The sequence below is a fragment of the Marivirga sp. genome (assembly GCF_024636815.1).
Taxonomy (GTDB): domain Bacteria; phylum Bacteroidota; class Bacteroidia; order Cytophagales; family Cyclobacteriaceae; genus Marivirga.
Map to the genome: position 1 here is coordinate 1 of NZ_JAGXGF010000161.1, position 20,569 is coordinate 20,569.

The following is a 20,569-nucleotide window of genomic DNA, read 5'->3' on the forward strand; positions in this document are numbered from 1 at the left end:
AAAAATTGGATGGTTCAGTTGTAGGTTGAAATAAATCGATAGAAAGAGGAAAACTCGAAATACCAATATTGCCCGGTGAGTTCATAGGAACCCACCAGAAGGCAATAATTGATATAACTAAGAAAAACTTCATCCCCTAAATTTTTAATAAAGTTGGATGATATTTTTTCTAATGACAATACCCATAAATAGGTATTTTTAAGTAAAAGTGGATTTAATTAAAAGGAGGGCAATTTTTATTCAGTATAAAACACTCTTTTTACCCGTTCACTAATATTAGTAAGGATTTCATAAGGTATGGTGTCAATAGCTTTTGCCATTTCGGATATATTGGGCTTCTCTCCAAAAACAATTACTTCATCCCCTGCCATACAATCAATATTGGTGACATCCACCATTGTCATATCCATGCATACATTACCTATCACAGGTGCCAGTTTTCCATTTATCATAACCTGTCCAACTCCCTGACTGAATTTGCGATTAAATCCATCAGCATAGCCTATAGAAATGGTTGCTGTCTTCATATCCTCTATCGCGCGGCCCTTTCTTGCATAACCAATGGTGGACCCTTTTGTGATATGTTTTACTTGAGAAACAACCGTTTTTAGTAGAGAAACTGATTGTAGTTGTCCAGAGTGCAGACCAGTAGGGTCTACTCCATACAAGCCTATGCCAAGCCTGACCATACCAAATTGATAGTCAGGAAAACGACTAATCCCAGGGCTGTTTAATAAATGTAGCAATGGTTTATATCCTAAAAAATCTATTATTTCATCCGCAGATTTCTTAAATGAAAGGGCTTGTTGAGCTGAAAATCCATTATGGATAGCTTCGTCCGAGCCTGCTAAATGACTAAAAATAGAAGCAACCTTAAGCTGGGGGGTTTCCTTCAACAAAGCTTTTAAGTGATCTAATTCATGGTTTTCGAAGCCAAGCCTATGCATTCCAGTATCCAGTTTCAAATGGATTTTGAGCCGATTATTATAATTTCGGGTATAGCTAGCGTAATCCTTAAATATACTTTGGCTGTAGAGTTCCGGTTCAAGATTGTATTGATGTAAAAGTTCAAATGATCGCGGGTCAGGATTCATGACCATAATAGGTAATTGGATTCCGTGCTGACGTAAAACAACTCCTTCATCTGCATAAGCAACCGCTAAATAATCCACATTCTGAAACTCCAGCCAATTGGCAATTTCATGGCTGCTGCTTCCATAAGCAAAAGCCTTAACCATTACCATAGTTTTTACATTTGGCTTCAGTCGTGAACGATAAAAATTAAGATTATGAGTGATTTTATTTAAATCTATCTCCAATACAGTACCATGGATTTTCTGTTCCAGGCGTTGAACTATGGATTCAAAATTAAATTTCCTTGCTCCTTTAATCAGAATTAATGCCTCTCTGAATGCATTTTCTTTTTCATATTTTAAAAATGAACTCGTGTCCGAGAAAACAAGAACTTCTCCATCATAGAATTTTTCCAGCATTTTTATCTCCTTACCTACACCTACTACTAAGTTTAGGTTTTCCAACGCTATTCTTTCCGCAAGCTGTTGATATAAAACCTCTGAACTTAAGCCGGTTTCTAAAAGATCAGATAAAATGAGTACCCTTTTTGGAAACTGTTTCTGTTGTGAGAAAAATTGAAGAGCAGTATCAAGCCCAACTAAATCATTATTGTATGAATCATCTACTAAATAGGTGTTATTCTTACCCTTTTTAGTTTCTAGCCTCATATTGAGAGGCCTGATGTCATTAAGAGTATTTTGAATAATCTTGATAGGCAAGCCTTCATGCAGTAAGAGCAAAAGACAGTGCGTAATATTTTCCAAAGATGCATAATCCTTGAAGGGTACATGAAAAATATGGAATTGCTCATCGTAAGGTATTCTTATAGCTGTTCCAATTTCTCTTTCCTCTGTTTCTACAAAATAGTTGGAAGTATTATCCTCAAAAGACCAGCCAATAAATTCTTTTTCTTCTATTTCCGGAAGGTTGTGTAAAGCATTTGAAATTTCAGGGAAGTCTTTACAGAAAATAATGGTGGAGGAATTCTTAAATAATTTTGCTTTTTGGTTGGCTTTTTCTTCTAAACTTGGGAACCCCTCATCATGTGCTGTACCTAAATTTGTATAAATTCCAATTTTTGGTTTAATGATCGCTTCAAGTTTTCCCATTTCCCCCATTTGGGAAATCCCTGCCTCTATGATGGCATAATCTTGATAGTGATTCAAATGCCAAAGAGAAAGGGGAACTCCTACTTGAGAATTATAACTTCTTGGGCTTCTGTAAACTGAATAAACCTGTTCTATCAGTTTTCCCAACCATTCCTTCACTATGGTTTTGCCATTACTACCAGTAATACCAATTAAATTTCCTTTAAATATTTTTCTTTTATAGCCTGCCAAAGCCTGGAGGGCAACTATACTGTCAGTTACTTTAAAAAAATTAGCCTCAGGGTAATTCTTTATGCTAATATCCTGGTCAATTAAAAAGTTTCTGATTCCTTTAAAATAGAGTTCTTCTATAAAATTATGACCGTTATGCCGCTCACCTTTAATAGCAATAAATAAATTTTTGGAATTGGCTATAGTATTTCTACTGTCAATGAAAATATTCTCAATATGATAATCATTCCGGAGTTGGTAGACTTCTCCATTCAGAATATTGGTTAGCGATGAGAATTCAATTTTCAAGGATAAGTAGGGATGAGGTATCAACTTTTATATTACAAAAAAGCTTGCTTAAAAGTTTATTGTTACTTGATAAGTAGACAATATCTATGACCATTATAAATAAGAAATGGTCATTCAAACTTTTAAACAAGCTTTAATAATTTATTCTCCAGCGTTCTCTGGCTTAGCAGAAAGGTTTTCTAAAACTTCTTTCAACGGAACTCTCACACCTTCTTTGTAAGGGACAATCCAAGCCTCCTTAACGCCCATATTTCTTAAAGCCTTTTTAAATTTATCAGCTTCCCAATAGTCTCTAAATCGGCCTAAAGTAATTCTTTGAAGACCATTTTCTTCTCCACTGAAGTTAGGGTTGTTTTTGAAATACTCAGACATATCTATATTTTCAAAAGCACCTACTTGTACTTTGAACCAAATACCGCTCTCGTCCAATGCTTGTGGTTCTTGATCATTTGAGCCTTTTGCTTTGCTAGCCATTTCATTGGCTCTCTGTTTTTGAGCTTCTGCCATTGCTTTAGCCTCTTGCGCCTCGGCTTTCGCAGCAGCGATTTCAGCATTTTTATTACTCAACTGACCTTGCAGGTTCTCTACTTGAGAATTTAAACTTGCCACTGAACTTTTAAGGCTTTCGTTTTCTTCAATCAATGCCTTCATCTGCTCAGGATTTCTCTTGAGCTCCTTAGCCATTTTTTTCATTTCTTTTTTTTCTGCTCTACTCAACTGAGCAGAAACTGAAAAAGCCATGCAAAAAATCATAAGGATGGCGATTAAACTTATCTTGCTTTTCATATTTTATAATTCGGTTTATTCAGATTCATATAACTAAAGTAAGTAAATAACTACTATAAAGACAAATAATACTATTTATTGTTTCTTTAAACTCCCAATCATGTCTTCGGGTTTTACCCATTCATCAAACTCTTCAGCGGTCAAAAATCCTAGGTTAACCGCTTCTTCTTTAAGTCTAGTGCCATTTTCATGGGCAGTCTTAGCAATTTTAGCGGCTTTTTCGTATCCTATCTTTGTATTTAAAGCGGTAACTAGCATTAAGGAATTATCCAAATGTTCTTTAATTCTCTCATAATTAGGCTCAATTCCAATGGCACAATTATCGTTGAAAGAAACACAAGCATCACCAATTAATCGAGCAGATTGCAGGAAGTTGGCAGCCATTACAGGTTTAAAAACATTTAATTCATAATGACCTTGCGTCCCGCCTACGGTAATAGCTACATCATTACCCATAACCTGAGCACAAACCATAGTTAAGGCCTCTGCTTGGGTTGGGTTTACTTTTCCCGGCATAATAGAAGAGCCTGGTTCATTAGCTGGAATAATGATTTCTCCAATCCCCGATCGTGGACCAGAAGCCAATAATCTTATGTCGTTTCCAATTTTATTTAAAGAAACCGCTATTTGCTTTAATGCTCCATGCGATTCTACAATGGCATCATGAGCCGCTAAAGCTTCAAATTTATTTTCTGCAGTTCTGAAGGGCAATCCTGAAAATTCTGCTATTTTCTTAGCGACTAATTCAGAATATCCGTCTGGGGTGTTGATTCCTGTTCCTACTGCTGTTCCCCCCAATGCAATTTCTGAAAGGTGGTCTAGTGTGTTTTTTAACGCTTTAATGCCGTGATTTAATTGAGACACATAGCCTGAAAATTCCTGACCTATAGTTAATGGAGTAGCATCCATTAAATGCGTTCTGCCAATTTTCACAACTTTTTCAAATGCCTTACTTTTCTCATTTAATGTATCCCTTAATTTTTCAATTCCAGGAATTGTTGTCTCGATAACCATTTTATAACAAGCAATGTGCATGCCTGTTGGGAAAGTATCATTTGATGACTGAGATTTATTTACATCATCATTAGGATGTACTACTTTTTCATCATCATAAGTTTTGCCTGCTAAAATTTGTGCCCTATTCGATACTACCTCGTTTAAATTCATGTTTGACTGTGTACCGGAGCCTGTTTGCCAAATGACCAATGGAAATTGATCATTGTGCTGGTTTTCTAAAATCTCATCACAAACTTTAGAGATTAAATCTCTTTTCTCTTGGCTCAAAACGCCTAATTCATGATTTGTGTGAGCTGCAGCTTTTTTAAGATAAGCGAAGCCTTGAACTATTTCTATAGGCATGCTGGCTTCAGCCCCAATTTTAAAATTATTTCTACTTCTTTCAGTTTGGGCTCCCCAATACTTATCAGCGGGCACTTTTACATCGCCCATTGTGTCTTTTTCAATCCTATATTCCATTACTAAATATTTTTTCGATTAATAGCGTAAAATTACAACTAATCGCATCAATTGCTATGATAAAATGCTAAAATAGACACATTAAAAAATTGATATAATTAAATATAATATTAATTAGTTTATAATTTTTTAGTTTTTCATAAAAATTCATAATATTTTTGTATTCAAATAATAGAAAAGTTTAAATGAATAACTTATACAGAAGACTTATGATTAGTATACTAATGATTTTTGTATGCGTTTTATCCGTAAGCTATTGTCATCAAATTAAAGAAGGGAACAATAAAGTAATTTCATCATTTAATAAAATATCAAATGTATCTGCTGCCTATGCAGTATTTCCTTAGACCTAATCCACTCCTTATTTTTTATTTGCTCAGATTCTAGAAAGAAAAAGAATAAGTACTTTAATTAATACCAGATATATCTAATAATCCATCTCTTAGAATTAATTTTCTTATCAATACCTGATAATTTTCTACAACAATTTTAAAGCAAATAGATGTTTTCACCTCTATTTGCCTTATGACCACTACTTAATCCTGCACTTCAAATATTGCTATAGGAGTATTTAAACCTCTTTTTTTGATTTTATTTAAATCTAATCTAAATAAAGTTGAGTTTTTATTTGTAACCAATCTAAATAAAATTAATTTTGTGTCATCATTAGAATCAATCTAAATACAAATATTAATTTTGCACAAATGAAAAATATCAAATTATTAGGATTAGCACTATTAACAGTTTTTGCCTTTACCGCATGTGACGATGATAACCCGGGAGGAGAAAATGACAAGAATTATGAAATTCCGACAACTTACGATTTTGAAAACGTGAGCTATTCTGGCCAAACACAGCGTTTGGATATGTTGGATGAATTGACAGTATATATGAAAACAGCAAATAGTGGAGCCGTATTAGATGCTCAAGCGATGTTAAATATGTATGCTAACGAAAACAATGCTTTTCAAGACGCTTCTTTAAACGAAGCTGATTCAAAAGAATTAGAAAACAAAACAGTTGAAGGAGACATCAGCATGTTTAAATCTTTCATCAACAATTTTGCTCAGGCTACTATCAATGCAAACGGTGGTGCTGGTAGTAATGGCACAGCAGGTGTTGTAACTTCAAATGATGGCGCAAAACAATATTTTTTCGATGCTAACGGATTTGAGCATATCCAATTAATTGAAAAAGGTTTAATGGGATCTTGCTTCTATTTTCAAGGAACTTCAATCTATTTAGGTTCCGGTAAAATGGACGTGGATAATGAAACAATTGAAATGGGTAAAGGTACTGCTATGGAGCATCACTGGGACGAGGCTTTTGGTTATTTAGGTGTACCAACTGATTTTCCTTCCAACACTGACGGAGCTAGATTTTGGGGTAAATATACAAATGGAAGAGATGCATTATTAGGAACAAATGATGCTTTAATGACTGCATTCATTAATGGAAGAGCTGCTATTTCAAATAAAGATTTAGATACAAGAGATGAGCAGATTGAAATCATCAGAAACGAATGGGAAAAAGTTTCAGCAGCAACCGCTGTTCATTATTTGAATGAAGCTAATGCAAACTTCGCTGATGATGCAATTAGAAATCATACTTTATCAGAAGCTTGGGCATTTATTCATGCTTTAAAATATAACACAAACAAAAAATTAACCAATGCGGAAGTTGAAACAATTTTACAGCAATTAGGTGAGAATTTCTATGAAATCACTCCCGATAATATCAATGCTGCAAAAACAATCCTTGTCTCAGCTTACGGATTTGAAGATATTCAGGACCAATTATAAAAATATGAAATGAGCATAAATATTCAGCAGACGAAATTATAACATCCGCCTGCTGAATATTTGTAGCAAATTCCATCCCGATAAATACGGGACAAGTTGTGGCCATTAAAAAGTAAATAATAAACACATGAAATATTTAAATTTTTCTTTCTTCATACTACTTATATCTACTTTCACTGCCTGCGATAATAAAACAGGCAGTGAAAAAGTAGATTTTGATAGAGAAGCATTCCTAATCAATATGGCAGATAATGTTATTCAGCCTTCTATTGAGGATTTCGCTTCTAAAGCTGAAGGGCTTAGTGTTGCCACAAACTCTTTTAATATTAACCTTTCATTAGAAAGCCTAAATGTTCTGAGAGCTGAGCTTAAAGAAACTTGGTTAAGTTACCAACATTTGGCTTTTGTTCATGTAGGGCCTGTTTCTAGTGTTAACTTAAGAGACAGAGTCAATATTTTTCCTACTAAAACAGATGTGATTGAAGAAAATATAAATTCTCAAAATTATGTTTTAGGCTCTGCTTCCAATGTAGCAGCTAAAGGTTTCCCTGCCTTGGATTATATGCTTTTTGGTACTGCAAATACAGATGAGGAAATTTTAGCTTATTTTGGAGACCCAGATTTTGGAGAAAGTCGATTGAAATATCTTTCTGATTTAGTAGAAGACATTCAAACTACTTCTAATATAATGTCAGAGGGATGGGCTGATTACAGATCGACTTTTATTGGAAATGTTGGAACTGACGTTGGAAGCGGCACAAGCCTATTAGTTAACGAATATAATTTTCAATTCGACATTAGAATCAAAAATGCTAAAATAGGATTTCCATCCGGTGGAAACCCTAGAACCGGAGGGGTCCTATCACCTGAAAGTGTAGAAGCATATTTTTCTGGTTGGTCAGGTGATTTAGCTGAGAAAGCTGTACAATCTTCAATCGCTGTTTTTAAAGGTGAACATTTTAATTCATCTGAAGATGGACTTGGTTTAGATGATTATTTAAAGGCCTTTGATGCTAAAGATAGAAATGATGATGCTTTAGCCATGGCAATTATTAGTCAGTCAAACGCTGCTCTCGAAGAAATGGAAAAAATTGAAGTACCATACAGCGAGGTAGCTACTACGGAAGGAAGCCAATTGGTAGATGTTTACAATGCTTTGCAAGCAGTTATTCCATTAATTAAAGTAGATATGACTTCTGCTTTATCTGTTTCCATTACTTTCCAAGATAATGACGGTGACTAATTGGTTACCCACATATCGATTGAATCAAGCAAAACACATTGCGCCACTAGCTACTTTCCGAGTAGCTTTTGGTGTTATGATGCTTGCCTCCATCATCCGCTTTGGGGCCAATGGATGGATAGCTAAGCAATACATCGAACCTGAATTTTATTTTTCTTACTATGGCTTTGAATGGATACAATCCTGGGGCAATCCTGGAATGTATATCCTGTTTGCCTTAATGGGAATTGCTGCCATTGGAATTGCTTTAGGAGCATTTTATAAATATAGTGCTAGCCTATTCTTCTTAAGCTTTACCTACGTAGAACTAATAGACAAAACCAACTACCTCAATCATTACTACTTTGTAAGTATCATTGCTTTTTTATTAATTCTAGTACCGGCAAATAAAGCGTATTCCGTAGATGCCTGGCGAATGAAAAAGCAAGACTTCTATGTACCGGCATGGAGCATTCATATTATCATTTTGCAATTAAGCCTGGTGTACTTTTTTGCAGGCTTAGCCAAATTACAATCTGATTGGCTTTTGGAAGCTCTTCCTTTAAAAATTTGGCTCCCATCAAGAGCGGATACTCCAATTATTGGCGCTCTTTTAGATTATAAATGGACCGCTTACTTTTTCAGTTGGTTCGGAGCATTTTATGATTTAACAATTCCATTTTTCTTGTTGTGGAAAAGAACGAGAGTTTTTGCTTATTTAACCGTCATTGCTTTTCATTTTATGACTGCTGCACTTTTCCAAATAGGAATGTTCCCATACATCATGGTGGTCAGCACTTTAATCTTTTTCTCAGAAGATTTTCATAAAAAATTATGGAATAAGCTTTTCCCACAAAGAACACAAGACCTACAAAAATCTATAGCATATTCTAATCCTGCTGTTTTAAAATATTTTATAATCCTCTATTTTGGTTTGCAAATACTTTTACCATTTCGTTATACATTATATCCCGGTAAATTATTTTGGACGGAACAAGGCTACAGGTTTTCCTGGAGAGTAATGCTAATGGAAAAAATGGGATATTCACAATTTACCGTTACTGTTCCTGAGCAAAATAAATCATATGAAGTCTTTCCGAATCAATACTTAACCCCGGTTCAGGAAAAAATGATGAATACGCAGCCTGATATGATTTTGCAATTTGCTCACTTTCTAAGAGATAAATATCAAACTGATTTTGATGCTGAGGTTGAAGTATTTGTAGAAAGTTATGCAGCAGTAAATGGGAAAGGAAGCCGCCCTTTCATCAATCCTGAGGTGAATTTGGCTACAATAGAAAGAGGTTATCAACATAAAAACTGGGTTTTACCCTATAATCAATGAAGAAACAGTATATCCATATTATCATTCTATTGATTAGTATTTTTTCTAATACCCTATATGCTCAGGGTATAAAAGGAACTGTGACTGATTCCGAAAGCACCAAAGGCATTGAGTTAGCTGAAATTTTCGTATTAGATAGTAAATATAAAACTACTACTGATTCGGATGGTAATTATCAATTAACTCTTCCTGCAGGAGAATATAAAATCGCTGCCTTTTACTTAGGAAGGCAGAGTGAGATAAAAAAAATTCAAATCAAAAGAAAATGGGAAACTATAGACTTTTCATTGGCACCATTATTTGAAACATTAGAAGAAGTAAAAGCTATTGGCAAAAAATCAGAGGTGTTTAACATCACAAGACTTAATCCAGTGGAAGGCACTCTAATTTATGAAGCCAAGAAAAATGAAGTCATTTCCATTGACCAGATAAACGGAAACCTCGCAACAAATAATGCTAGACAAGTTTTTGCTAAGGTTCCAGGCCTTAATATTTGGGAAAGTGATGGTGGTGGCCTTCAATTAGGAATTGGCGGAAGAGGACTTAATCCCAACAGAACCTCCAATTTCAATACCAGACAAAACGGATATGATATTTCAGCTGATCCATTAGGCTACCCTGAAAGTTATTATACTCCACCAGTAGAGGCGCTTTCTAAAATTGAAGTAGTAAGAGGTGCAGCATCTCTTCAATACGGTTCTCAGTTTGGAGGAATGATAAATTTCCTGTTCAAAAAAGCGCCTGAAGAAACCCCTATTCAGTTCCATACCAGAAACACAATAGGTTCCTTTGGTCTATTAAGTTCTTACAATAGTCTTTCAGGCAATACTGAAAAGATGGACTATTTTGTTTTTTATCAAAGAAAGCAAGGGGATGGGTTTAGAGATAATGAATCCTTTGAATCCAATACTCTATTTGCAGATGTGAATTTTGATATTGGAGATAAGCTTTATCTCTGTTTTGAATTTACTCACATGGATTATCTTGCTCAACAAGCAGGTGGTTTAACAGATAGAATGTTTGAAGAAGACCCAAGGCAATCTGTAAGAGAGCGTAACTGGTTCGGGATCGAATGGAATATCCCTGCGTTAATTTTAGATTATAGAATCAATGATAAAACTAAGCTAAACTGGAAAACTTTTGGATTAATAGGCTCTAGAAAGGCCTTGGGAAATCTGGAAAGAGTTACCCAAGTTGATTTCCCGGAAGAAGAAAGAAATTTATTGTGGGATGATTACGAGAATTTTGGCTCTGAATTGCGCTTATTACACCGTTACGATTTTATGGGTCAAATTCAAGCCTTAGCAGTTGGAGCAAGATATTTTAAAGGAAATACTCAACAGCGTCAAGGCCTGGGGCCTGCCGGATATGATGCAGATTTCCAGTATAATAATCCCGATAATTTAGAAGACTTATCATTTCGATACCCTTCAGAAAATGTGGCTCTATTCGCAGAAAACATCATTAATATTAACAGTAAATTGAGTATAACTCCAGGTTTGAGATGGGAATATATTAGTACAAACAGCACAGGATATTACCGAAACATGGTGGAGGATTTAGCTGGAAATGTCATTTTTGATACCACCATCAATGAATCTAAGAATTTAGATCGTTCCTTTATGCTTGCAGGATTAGGTGTTAGCTATAAAACTCCAGCAGATTTAGAAGTATATGGAAATATCTCTATGAACTATAGAGGTATTAATTTTAATGATTTAAGAGTTAATAATACCAACATATTAGTCGATCCAAACTTACAGGATGAAAGTGGTTATAATGCCGATTTGGGGTTCAGAGGAAACTACAGCGACTTCCTAAATTTTGATTGGAGCTTATTCTATTTAGCCTATAATGATAGATTAGGTGCTTTACTAAGATATGATGATGCAATTGACGGCTTTCCAAGAATTTATCGATATAGAACAAATGTCGGAAATGCGGCCATAGCCGGAGTAGAATCTTATACAGAAATGAATTGGAGCAAATTCTTTAATCCTCAACCTATTCATGAATTTTCCACTTTCCTAAATGCAGCTTTCATCAGAGGCCGTTATGGAGAAGACAATATGGAAAGTTCAATTGCTGGAAATAAAGTGGAATTGGTTCCAGATGTGAATATCAAAACAGGTATTAACTATAATTGGAAAAGCTTCTCTTCCACTTTACAATTCACCTATTTAAGCGAGCAATTTACAGAGGCCACTAATGCGAAAAGAACAGCCACTGGAGTAGATGGTATTATTCCTGCTTTCCATGTCTTGGATTTAAGTGCCAAATACAAATATAAATTTGCTCAACTGGAAGCGGGTATCAATAACTTAACCAACAATTATTATTTTACCAGAAGAGCAACAGGTTATCCTGGCCCAGGCATTATTCCTTCAGCAGGAAGAAATTTTTATGTGACTCTTGATTTAAAGTTTTAAAGTGAAACTTTCCTTGTTGTAAGCATTTCTCGCTGGTGACGGATACTTATGACTTTTATACTAATTAAGTTAGATTCAAAGCTGAAAACTTGATAATTAGACTTACCTAGTAAATTCTTTTTCAATCGACACCCCTCAATGCTATTAACCTGAGTTCGACTCTAATTTGTAAATTCAGATTTTCATATAATTCAATAGACAAGGCGTCTTTGAGAAGATATAGCGGGCTATATCGAGGGAAGTAACGCAGTATATTGGATTATATGGAAAAGCTTTTCCTATCCCACCTCTAAACAGCGATTTTCTTCCTAAAAATTCCTTACAATAGCCCGCTATTGCTTCAGAATTTTTAGTTGAACCTCACTATTTACAGGCGTTCTGAATCCTAAATTAGAATCGAACTCAGGTTTATAAACACAGGCAATCTATATATTTTGAAGATGAAAATATTAGAGATTTAATATTTAAAGGTTGTACTGTAGTTTACCGTATTAAAAATGATAACATTGAGGTCTTCGGTTTTTTAAAAAACCAAGACAAGCCTATTGATTAATGGTGAAAATTTAGCTTCCGCAAAAAAGAAAAGCACAAGCTGTAGGCCTGTGCTTTTCTTTTTTTCCCGATTTCTTCGTCTCGGGATCTTCATTTCACTACGACTTGATTCTAGATTCTATACTCTAGAATCTATCAGTTAAGCTAATTTGTTCATGCAATTCAATTCTTTGAAAGCTTGTTTCAATCGAACAATCATGCTTTCTTCACCTTTTCTTAACCAAGCACGAGGATCATAGAATTTTTTATTGGGAACATCCGGATCATCAGCAGTTCCGATTTGCATTTGCAATCTGTCTTCGTTATCGTTATAGTAATTTCTTACTCCATTCCAGAACGACCATTGCATATCGGTATCGATATTCATTTTTACAGCACCATAACCAATTGCTTCCTCGATTTTCTCTGGCTCAGAACCTGATCCTCCGTGGAATACAAATAGTACTGGCTTATCACCTGTATTATGTTTCTTTTGAATATGATCTTGAGAATTTTTCAAGATATCAGGACGTAATTCAACATTTCCTGGCTTATAAACACCATGAACATTACCAAATGAGGCCGCAATAGTGAAATTATTGCTGATCTCTTTTAATTGCTCATAAGCATAAGCTACTTCTTCTGGCTGCGTATATAATCTACTGCTGTCAATTCCAGTATTATCTACTCCGTCTTCTTCACCACCTGTGATACCTAATTCGATTTCAAGGTGCATGCCCATCTCTGCCATGGGCTTCAAATATTTCTTACAGATCTCAATGTTCTCTTCCAAAGGCTCCTCAGACAGATCAATCATGTGAGAACTGAATAATGGTTTACCGTGAGTTTTGTAAAATTCTTTACCTGCCTCCAATAATCCATCAATCCAAGGCAATAATTTCTTTGCGCAATGGTCAGTATGCAAAATTACAGGAACGCCATACTCTTTTGACATTAAGTGCACGTGGTGTGCACCTGCAACAGCTCCTGCGATTGCTGATTTCTGACCGTCATTTGACAAACCTTTACCGGCATTAAATGATGCTCCCCCATTGGAAAACTGAATGAAAACTGGAGAATTTACATCTCTGGCGGTTTCCAATACTGCATTGATCGAATTGTTTCCAATCACATTCACAGCAGGCATTGCATATTTATTGTCTTTAGCATGATGAAGCAAATTCATCATTTCATCTCCGGATAATACTCCTGGTTTAGCCATGTTTTTATATTTTATTATGTTAAAATTCAATTCGAACCCAAAAATGCCAATAATGGTAGAAATATAAAAGTAAAGACGGGATAATGTTAATTAAGTTACCATGTTATTGGGTTGATAAATTTACATGAATGGACTGCAAAACATTTATTGTATATGCATAATCAAATTTCCAAAGCCAGTTTTGTTGCTTGTTTAATGGCTTTTTTAGCATCCAACTCAGCTGCTTCGAAAGCACCTCCAATTAAGTGAGTTTTAATTCCTTTTTCAGTTAACGAATTAAAAAGGCTTTTCTCCGGTAACTGACCAGCACAAAGAATGATATTATCTACCTCAAGCAATTCTTGTTTTCCGTCTTTAGTGATATATAGACCTTTATCGTCAATTTTATCATATTGAATGTTAGTCACCATTTTAACCTGACGATTTCGTAATGAATTTCTATGAACCCAACCAGTGGTTTTACCTAACTTCGCTCCCATTTTCCCTTCTGAGCGCTGTAGCATAGTAATCTCTCTTGGTGGTTCAATCTTAATCGGCTTTCCTTCGATTCCTCCTCTTTCCTCGAAGTCCATATCTACCCCCCATTCTTTGAAAAAGGCTTTTAAATCATCATGATTTTCTTCCTGAGGATGAGTAAGGTATTCCGCTACATCAAAACCAATTCCTCCAGCACCTATTATGGCTACTTTTTTTCCAACTGGCTTATGAGCTTTTAAAACATCTATATAAGAAAGTACTTTTTCATTTTCCTGTCCCGGGATCTTCGGGTCACGTGGATTAACTCCCGTAGCTACCACCACTTCATCAAAATCTTTTAGATCTTCTGCTGAGACTTTAATATTCAATTTTAAAGTAACTCCTGTCAACTCAATCTGCTTTTTGAAATAGCGAAGTGTTTCATAAAATTCTTCCTTACCCGGTATTTGCTTTGCCATATTGAACTGGCCGCCAATTTCTTGAGCCGCATCAAATAAAGTCACTTGATGCCCTCTTTTGGAAGCTTCCGTGCTAAAAGCCATTCCTGCCGGGCCTGCTCCAACTACAGCAATAACCTTAGATTTTTGTAGTGGCTGTGCTACTAATTCGGTTTCATGACATGCTTTTGGGTTTACCAGACAGCTACTGGTAATATTTTTAAAAACATGATCGAGACATGCTTGATTACAAGCTATGCAGGTATTAATCTCATCTTCCCTACCTTGCTCTGATTTATTGATGATTTCTGGATCTGCCAAGAATGGTCTCGCCATGGAAACCATATCGGCCTGACCAGAGGACAAAACTTCCTCAGCCGTTTGTGGCATATTAATCCTATTGGTGGTAATTAAAGGAATATTCACTTCCTTTTTCATTCTTTCCGTCACCCAAGTGAATGCTGCACGAGGTACGCTGGTAACAATGGTGGGAACTCTAGCCTCATGCCATCCAATTCCTGTATTGATGATAGTAACACCTTCTTTTTCTAATTCCTTGGCTAGCTGAACCACTTCTTCCCAAGTACTTCCTTCAGGGATTAAATCCAACATAGACAAACGGAAAATGATGATGAAATCCTTTCCAACTGCCTCTCTTACTGCTTTTACAATTTCGATAGGGAGTTTAATTCTATTTTCATAGTTACCTCCCCATTCGTCAGTTCTTTTGTTGGTATGTTTTACGATAAACTGATTGATCAAATAACCTTCAGAACCCATTATTTCGACTCCATCATAACCCGCTTCTTTAGCCAATTGAGCTGATTTCGCATAGTCTTTTATTGTAGATTTAATTCTCCTAGCAGACATTTTGAAAGGCTTAAAAGGATTAATGGGAGCTTTTATAGCTGAAGGTGCTAAACTAAAAGGATGATACCCATATCTGCCGGCATGCAAAATCTGCATACATATTTTCCCACCTGCTTCATGTACCGCATCAGTAACGATTTTATGCTTTTTAACATGACTTTTTTTCGTCATCCGGATGGAGAAAGGTTTTAACCAACCTTGCCAGTTGGGAGAAACGCCTCCTGTTACTATCAATCCTGCTCCACCCCTTGCTCTCTCAGCATAAAAAACGGCCATTTTTTCAAAACCACCTTTAGCTTCTTCAAGCCCAGTGTGCATAGAACCCATTAAAACTCTGTTTTTTAATTGGGTAAAACCTAAATCTAAAGGTTCAAATAAGTGCGGATAAGTTGAATGTGCCATAAGTAAATTTAGTATGCATGCAGAACAATAAGCAATTTATATAATCTTTTTTAAAAGGCTTAAAATATCGTGATTTTATCTGTATTTTCGTCACAAAATTGAAATAATATGCAAGTAATCACCAACCATAAAGCTATTAGAAAGAATTTCGAAAAGGCTGTTGAAAAGGTAAATGAAGCCGATTTGATAATGATTCCCGCTGGTTTTAATAATCATATTATATGGAATATCGGGCATGCGGTAGTTACTCAGAATGTGTTGATTTATGGAATGTCAGGACTGGATTTCACGCTCCCTACTGATTTTATAAAGCGTTATAAAAAAGGAAGTTTCCCTTCGGATGTAGAAAATCCTAAAACAGAATTAGATACTATTTTTGAATTGGGTGAAATTGCAGATGAGCAATTGAGTTATGATATCAAAGAAATGAGGTTCGGTGAGTATCAAAAGTATGAAACTAGTTTCGGAATTACTTTAAATAGCTTTAATGATGCCTTGCAGTTTAACAATATCCATGAAGCTGTGCATTTAGGGTATGTGATGGCTATTAAGAAGGCTTTGGGGTACTAAGTTTAACTTTAACCACCAAGGGCACAGAGTTTTTTACGGAGTTACACTAAGAAAATGAACAAATCACAATTCCCCCCACTCCTTTGCAGCATCATAAAAAGTTTCACCATTTGCTATGCTAATGGGTGATGAAATATTATTATGATACAACTGTCCTGTTCCCAAGCCTTGAGGCATTTCAACTTTTAAAAAGGATGCTAGTTGACAAATCGCATTTAAGCCAATATTGGATTCGAGCATACTGGTCATCCACCAGCCTATATTCATTGATTCGGCTATTCTAATCCACTCCAAAGTAGATTGTATTCCGCCTATTAAACTGGGTTTTAATATTATGTACTGAGGTTTTATATCCTCTAGCAAAGTAATCTTTTTTTCTAGTTTACGGATACCAATCAACTCTTCATCCAAGGCAATAGGCAAAGGAGTTGACGCACATAGTTTGCTCATCTCTTTAATTTGACCTGCTTTAATAGGCTGTTCAATCGAATGTAAACCCAATTTAGCCAACTCATTTAATTTTTCTAAGGCTTCATCTGGAGCAAAAGCCCCATTAGCATCCACTCGCAATGTGATTTCACTTTGGCTATATTTGGACCGGATTGATTGTAATAGTTTCAATTCAGTTTGAAAATCAATTGCACCTATCTTCATTTTAATACAATTGAAACCAGCTTCTAGTTTTTCCTGAATTTGCTTTTGCATGAATTCCTTGCTTCCCATCCAAATTAATCCGTTAATCGGAATTCTTTCTTTACCCTGATAAAATGGAGTATTAAAAATGACTTTCTTACCGCCATGAATAGCATCCAATAAAGCAGTTTCAACTGCAAATCGAATACTGGAAAACCCTTCAGGAGAAATACTCTTAGCAGTTTCAAATGCTTCTTCCATAGATTTTGGTATTTCTAAGCCGATTAATCGCTCACAAACCTTTTCCAGCTCTGCTTCCATTTCCTCTAATGGGTCAGTACTTAAGCCTTTTAATGGCCCCGCCTCTCCTATTCCAATCAATTTATTTTCTGAAAACAACTTCAAATACCAGGTATCCTTTTCCTTTAGAGTGCCACGGGAGGTGCCCGCTTCGAATTTGAATTGAAGTGTTTGGTGTTTTATGGAGGAAGAGGTTATTTTCATAATAGAATAATATTTATGCTAATTTAGAAAGCTTTTTTCTTCCATTTCAAATGCATTCTAAATATTTAACCTTATTCTTGATGTTATATAAAAATTCTTTTTCGAAAACTAAATACCATCTATAGTCGTTCCTTTTGAAAATAAAAATCATGATGATAAGAAATACAGCAATCATAATCTTAAGTTTATTATTTTTCGCTTGCGCAGCTGAAAATAAAAAGGCAGAAAATACTAACACAGAAATCCAATCAATTCAAACCACAGAAGCCTTAGATACAGCCTATTTTGCAGGTGGTTGTTTTTGGTGTGTGGAAGCCTCATTTGAGCAAATAAAAGGAGTAAAAGAAGCTTTTTCAGGATATTCCGGAGGAGAAGAGAAGAACCCATCTTATAAAGAAGTGAGTTATGGAAGAACCAATCATGCTGAGGCGGTGATGGTTTTATATGATTCATCTATAATTAGTTACGAAACACTCTTAGATATCTTTTTTGTTGCTCATGACCCAACTCAGCTGAATAGACAAGGACCTGACGTAGGTAAACAATATCGTTCTGCTATTTTCTACCGAAATTCAACAGAAAAGAATTTAGCTCTGAAAAAAATGAACGAACTAGCCTCAAAATTTGATAATGAAATCGTAACGGAACTCACTGCTTTTGATAAATTTTGGGAAGCAGAGAAGTATCACCAGGATTATGAAAAGAAAAACCCTAATGATCGATATATAGTAAATGTTTCTAAGCCTAAAATTGATAAGGTAGCAAAGACTTTTAAGGATTTATTGAAGAAATAGTTTTTTAGAGTCTAGATAAGAGAGTTAAGAGGATACATTATATAAAAAAAAGACAACCCACACGAGTTGTCTTTTTTAATTTCAAGTGATTTTTAATTGTTATTTCAGATCGAATCTATCTAAGTTCATCACTTTATCCCATGCTTTAATGAAATCTTTTACAAATTTCTCTTTAGCATCATTTTGAGCATAAACTTCAGATATTGCCCTCAATTGAGAATTCGAACCAAATACTAAATCAACTCTGGTAGCAGTCCATTTTCCATCACCACTATTTCTGTCTTTACCTTCGAAAATATCATCCTCTTTGGCAGGAGACCATGTTGTATTAATATCGGTAATGTTTACAAAGAAATCATTAGTGAGTTTCCCTGGATTATTAGTCAAAACGCCATGCTTTGAATTATTATAATTAGCATCCAATGCTCTTAAACCTCCTACTAATACAGTCATTTCAGGAGCACTTAGCTCTAATAACTGCGCTTTATCAATCAACATTTCTTCATCCGGCACTGTAAATGCTGCCCTTCTGTAGTTTCTAAAGCCATCTGCTTCCGGCTTCAACCATTCGAATGAATCAGCATCAGTTAATTCTTGGGTAGTATCCGCACGACCTGGAGTAAAAGGAACCTCTACGCTGTGACCAGCATCTTTTGCTGCTTTCTCTACTGCAGCGCAACCACCTAATACAATTAAATCTGCTAAAGAAACTTTTTTATTTCCAGACTGAGCATCATTGAATTTCTTCTGAATATCGGTAAGCGCATTCAATACTTTAGACAATTGAGCAGGTTGATTTACTTCCCAATCTTTTTGCGGAGTTAAGGCTATTCTTGCCCCATTTGCTCCACCTTTTTTATCAGAACCTCTGAAAGTAGAAGCAGACGACCAGGCAGTATAAACCAATTCAGATACAGAAAGACCAGTTTCTAAAATCTGAGCTTTTAACTCTCTAATATCCTTATCATTGATGATTTCATAATCAACAGCAGGAATTGGATCTTGCCAATCTAAATCTTCGGCTGGAACCTCTGGTCCTAAATATCTCACTTTAGGTCCCATGTCTCTGTGTGTTAATTTAAACCAAGCTCTGGCAAATGCATCTGCAAACTCTTCAGGATTTTTGTGAAAGTGCTCGCATATTTTGCGATAATCAGGATCCACTTTCATGGCCATATCAGCAGTAGACATCATAATATCCACTTTCATAGATGCATCTTCAGCGTCAGGGGCTTTATCTTTATCTGCTAAATTTTTGGGAGTCCATTGATGTGCACCAGCCGGACTTTTAGACAATTCCCAATCATAACCAAATAAGACATCAAAATAACTCATGTCCCATTGTGTTGGAGTTGGAGTCCATGCGCCTTCTAAACCACTGGTAATGGTATCTCTACCTTTACCGGATTTGTGGCTACTAATCCACCCTAAACCCATTTGCTCCATTGGAGCTGCTTCCGGCTCAGGACCAACTAAAGCTGCATCACCAGCACCATGAGTTTTACCAAATGTATGACCACCAGCTGTTAATGCTGCAGTTTCATAATCATTCATAGCCATACGCTTAAAGGTCTCACGAATGTCATTAGCAGATTTCTGTGGATCAGGATTTCCATCAGGACCTTCTGGATTTACATAAATCAAACCCATTTGCACAGCAGCTAAAGGATTTTCTAAATCTCTTTCAGCAGTGTAGCGGTTGTTTCCTAACCAGGTTTCCTCAGCACCCCAATAAATGTCTTCTTCAGGCTGGAAAATATCTTCACGTCCACCACCAAAACCGAAAGTTTTGAATCCCATAGACTCTAAGGCTACATTTCCTGTCAAAATAAATAAATCGGCCCATGAAATACCATTTCCATATTTTTGCTTGATAGGCCAAAGTAATCTTCTTGCTTTATCTAAGTTACCATTGTCTGGCCAGCTATTGATCGGAGCAAATCTTTGATTACCTGTTCCGGCACCACCACGACCATCACCAGTTCTGTAAGTACCAGCACTGTGCCAAGCCATTCTAATCATAAAAGGACCATAATGACCATAATCGGCTGGCCACCAGTCTTGAGAAGTGGTCAATACTTCTTCAATATCTTTTTTTAACTCTTTTAAGTTTACTTTTTTAAAAGCCTCTGCGTAATTAAAGTCTTCTCCTAATGGATTTGATTTTGAAGAATGTTGGTGTAAGATTCCTAAATTCAATTGGTTAGGCCACCAATCTTTATTCATAGAGCCGTTGCCACCGATTTTGGTATTACCACCATGCATTACGGGGCACTTCCCTACATCTCCGAGATTATTCATATGTTCCATAATAAAAAAATTTGTTTTTGATTACTAATTGTAATTTACGACTTTACTTTCAATTAT

The 20,569-nt window shown here is 35.6% G+C and carries 13 protein-coding genes; 6 read left to right on the forward strand and 7 right to left on the reverse strand.

Annotated features, from left to right (window positions below; translation table 11 throughout):
* Nucleotides 1-236 precede the first annotated feature (236 nt).
* The 3 genes from Q0L29_RS11600 to fumC all read right to left on the reverse strand — a co-directional run bounded on the left by Q0L29_RS11600 (nt 237) and on the right by fumC (nt 4,964).
* The gene (locus Q0L29_RS11600; RefSeq protein WP_296621822.1) at nt 237-2,702 is read right to left on the reverse strand and encodes a bifunctional UDP-N-acetylmuramoyl-tripeptide:D-alanyl-D-alanine ligase/alanine racemase; all 2,466 of its coding nucleotides are present in this window, start codon (nt 2,700-2,702) and stop codon (nt 237-239) included.
* Between the two features lie 141 nt (nt 2,703-2,843).
* Nucleotides 2,844-3,488, reverse strand: coding sequence for an SPOR domain-containing protein (locus Q0L29_RS11605; RefSeq protein WP_296621823.1), 645 nt, complete (start codon nt 3,486-3,488; stop codon nt 2,844-2,846).
* A gap of 75 nt (nt 3,489-3,563) precedes the next feature.
* The gene (gene fumC / locus Q0L29_RS11610) at nt 3,564-4,964 is read right to left on the reverse strand and encodes a class II fumarate hydratase (protein ID WP_296621825.1); all 1,401 of its coding nucleotides are present in this window, start codon (nt 4,962-4,964) and stop codon (nt 3,564-3,566) included.
* A 704-nt stretch (nt 4,965-5,668) separates the two neighbouring features.
* Here fumC and Q0L29_RS11615 point away from each other — a divergent pair.
* The 4 genes from Q0L29_RS11615 to Q0L29_RS11630 all read left to right on the forward strand — a co-directional run bounded on the left by Q0L29_RS11615 (nt 5,669) and on the right by Q0L29_RS11630 (nt 11,762).
* Nucleotides 5,669-6,766 (forward strand): DUF4856 domain-containing protein, encoded by a 1,098-nt coding sequence (locus Q0L29_RS11615; RefSeq protein ID WP_296621826.1) that lies wholly within the window; start codon nt 5,669-5,671, stop codon nt 6,764-6,766.
* A 127-nt stretch (nt 6,767-6,893) separates the two neighbouring features.
* The gene (locus Q0L29_RS11620) at nt 6,894-8,009 is read left to right on the forward strand and encodes an imelysin family protein (RefSeq protein WP_296621828.1); all 1,116 of its coding nucleotides are present in this window, start codon (nt 6,894-6,896) and stop codon (nt 8,007-8,009) included.
* Nucleotides 7,996-9,333 carry an HTTM domain-containing protein gene (locus tag Q0L29_RS11625; RefSeq protein WP_296621830.1) on the forward strand — a complete coding sequence of 446 codons (1,338 nt, stop codon included), beginning with the start codon at nt 7,996-7,998 and terminating at the stop codon, nt 9,331-9,333. Before Q0L29_RS11620 ends, Q0L29_RS11625 begins: the two co-directional genes overlap by 14 nt.
* Entirely contained in the window at nt 9,330-11,762 is a 2,433-nt protein-coding gene (locus Q0L29_RS11630) for a TonB-dependent receptor (RefSeq protein ID WP_296621832.1), read from the forward strand. Before Q0L29_RS11625 ends, Q0L29_RS11630 begins: the two co-directional genes overlap by 4 nt.
* A gap of 691 nt (nt 11,763-12,453) precedes the next feature.
* Here Q0L29_RS11630 and fbaA read toward each other — a convergent pair.
* Nucleotides 12,454-13,515 (reverse strand): class II fructose-bisphosphate aldolase, encoded by a 1,062-nt coding sequence (gene fbaA / locus Q0L29_RS11635; RefSeq protein ID WP_296621833.1) that lies wholly within the window; start codon nt 13,513-13,515, stop codon nt 12,454-12,456.
* A 161-nt stretch (nt 13,516-13,676) separates the two neighbouring features.
* Nucleotides 13,677-15,701 (reverse strand): NADPH-dependent 2,4-dienoyl-CoA reductase, encoded by a 2,025-nt coding sequence (locus Q0L29_RS11640; RefSeq protein ID WP_296621835.1) that lies wholly within the window; start codon nt 15,699-15,701, stop codon nt 13,677-13,679.
* Nucleotides 15,702-15,809: 108 nt separating this feature from the next.
* Between Q0L29_RS11640 and Q0L29_RS11645 the strand changes: the two genes are divergently transcribed.
* Nucleotides 15,810-16,271 carry a DinB family protein gene (locus Q0L29_RS11645; protein WP_296621836.1) on the forward strand — a complete coding sequence of 154 codons (462 nt, stop codon included), beginning with the start codon at nt 15,810-15,812 and terminating at the stop codon, nt 16,269-16,271.
* Nucleotides 16,272-16,334: 63 nt separating this feature from the next.
* Here Q0L29_RS11645 and Q0L29_RS11650 read toward each other — a convergent pair whose 3' ends face one another.
* The gene (locus tag Q0L29_RS11650; protein WP_296621838.1) at nt 16,335-17,408 is read right to left on the reverse strand and encodes an o-succinylbenzoate synthase; all 1,074 of its coding nucleotides are present in this window, start codon (nt 17,406-17,408) and stop codon (nt 16,335-16,337) included.
* Between the two features lie 149 nt (nt 17,409-17,557).
* Here Q0L29_RS11650 and msrA point away from each other — a divergent pair, with 149 nt between their 5' ends.
* Complete coding sequence (gene msrA, locus Q0L29_RS11655) at nt 17,558-18,202, forward strand: peptide-methionine (S)-S-oxide reductase MsrA (protein WP_296621840.1); 645 nt, start codon at nt 17,558-17,560, stop codon at nt 18,200-18,202.
* 99 nt (nt 18,203-18,301) lie between these two features.
* On the opposite strand, the gene katG is transcribed toward msrA, so the two are convergent.
* A complete protein-coding gene (gene katG / locus Q0L29_RS11660; RefSeq protein WP_296621842.1) occupies nt 18,302-20,512 on the reverse strand; it encodes a catalase/peroxidase HPI in 2,211 nt (736 codons plus the stop codon).
* Nucleotides 20,513-20,569: the final 57 nt, after the last annotated feature.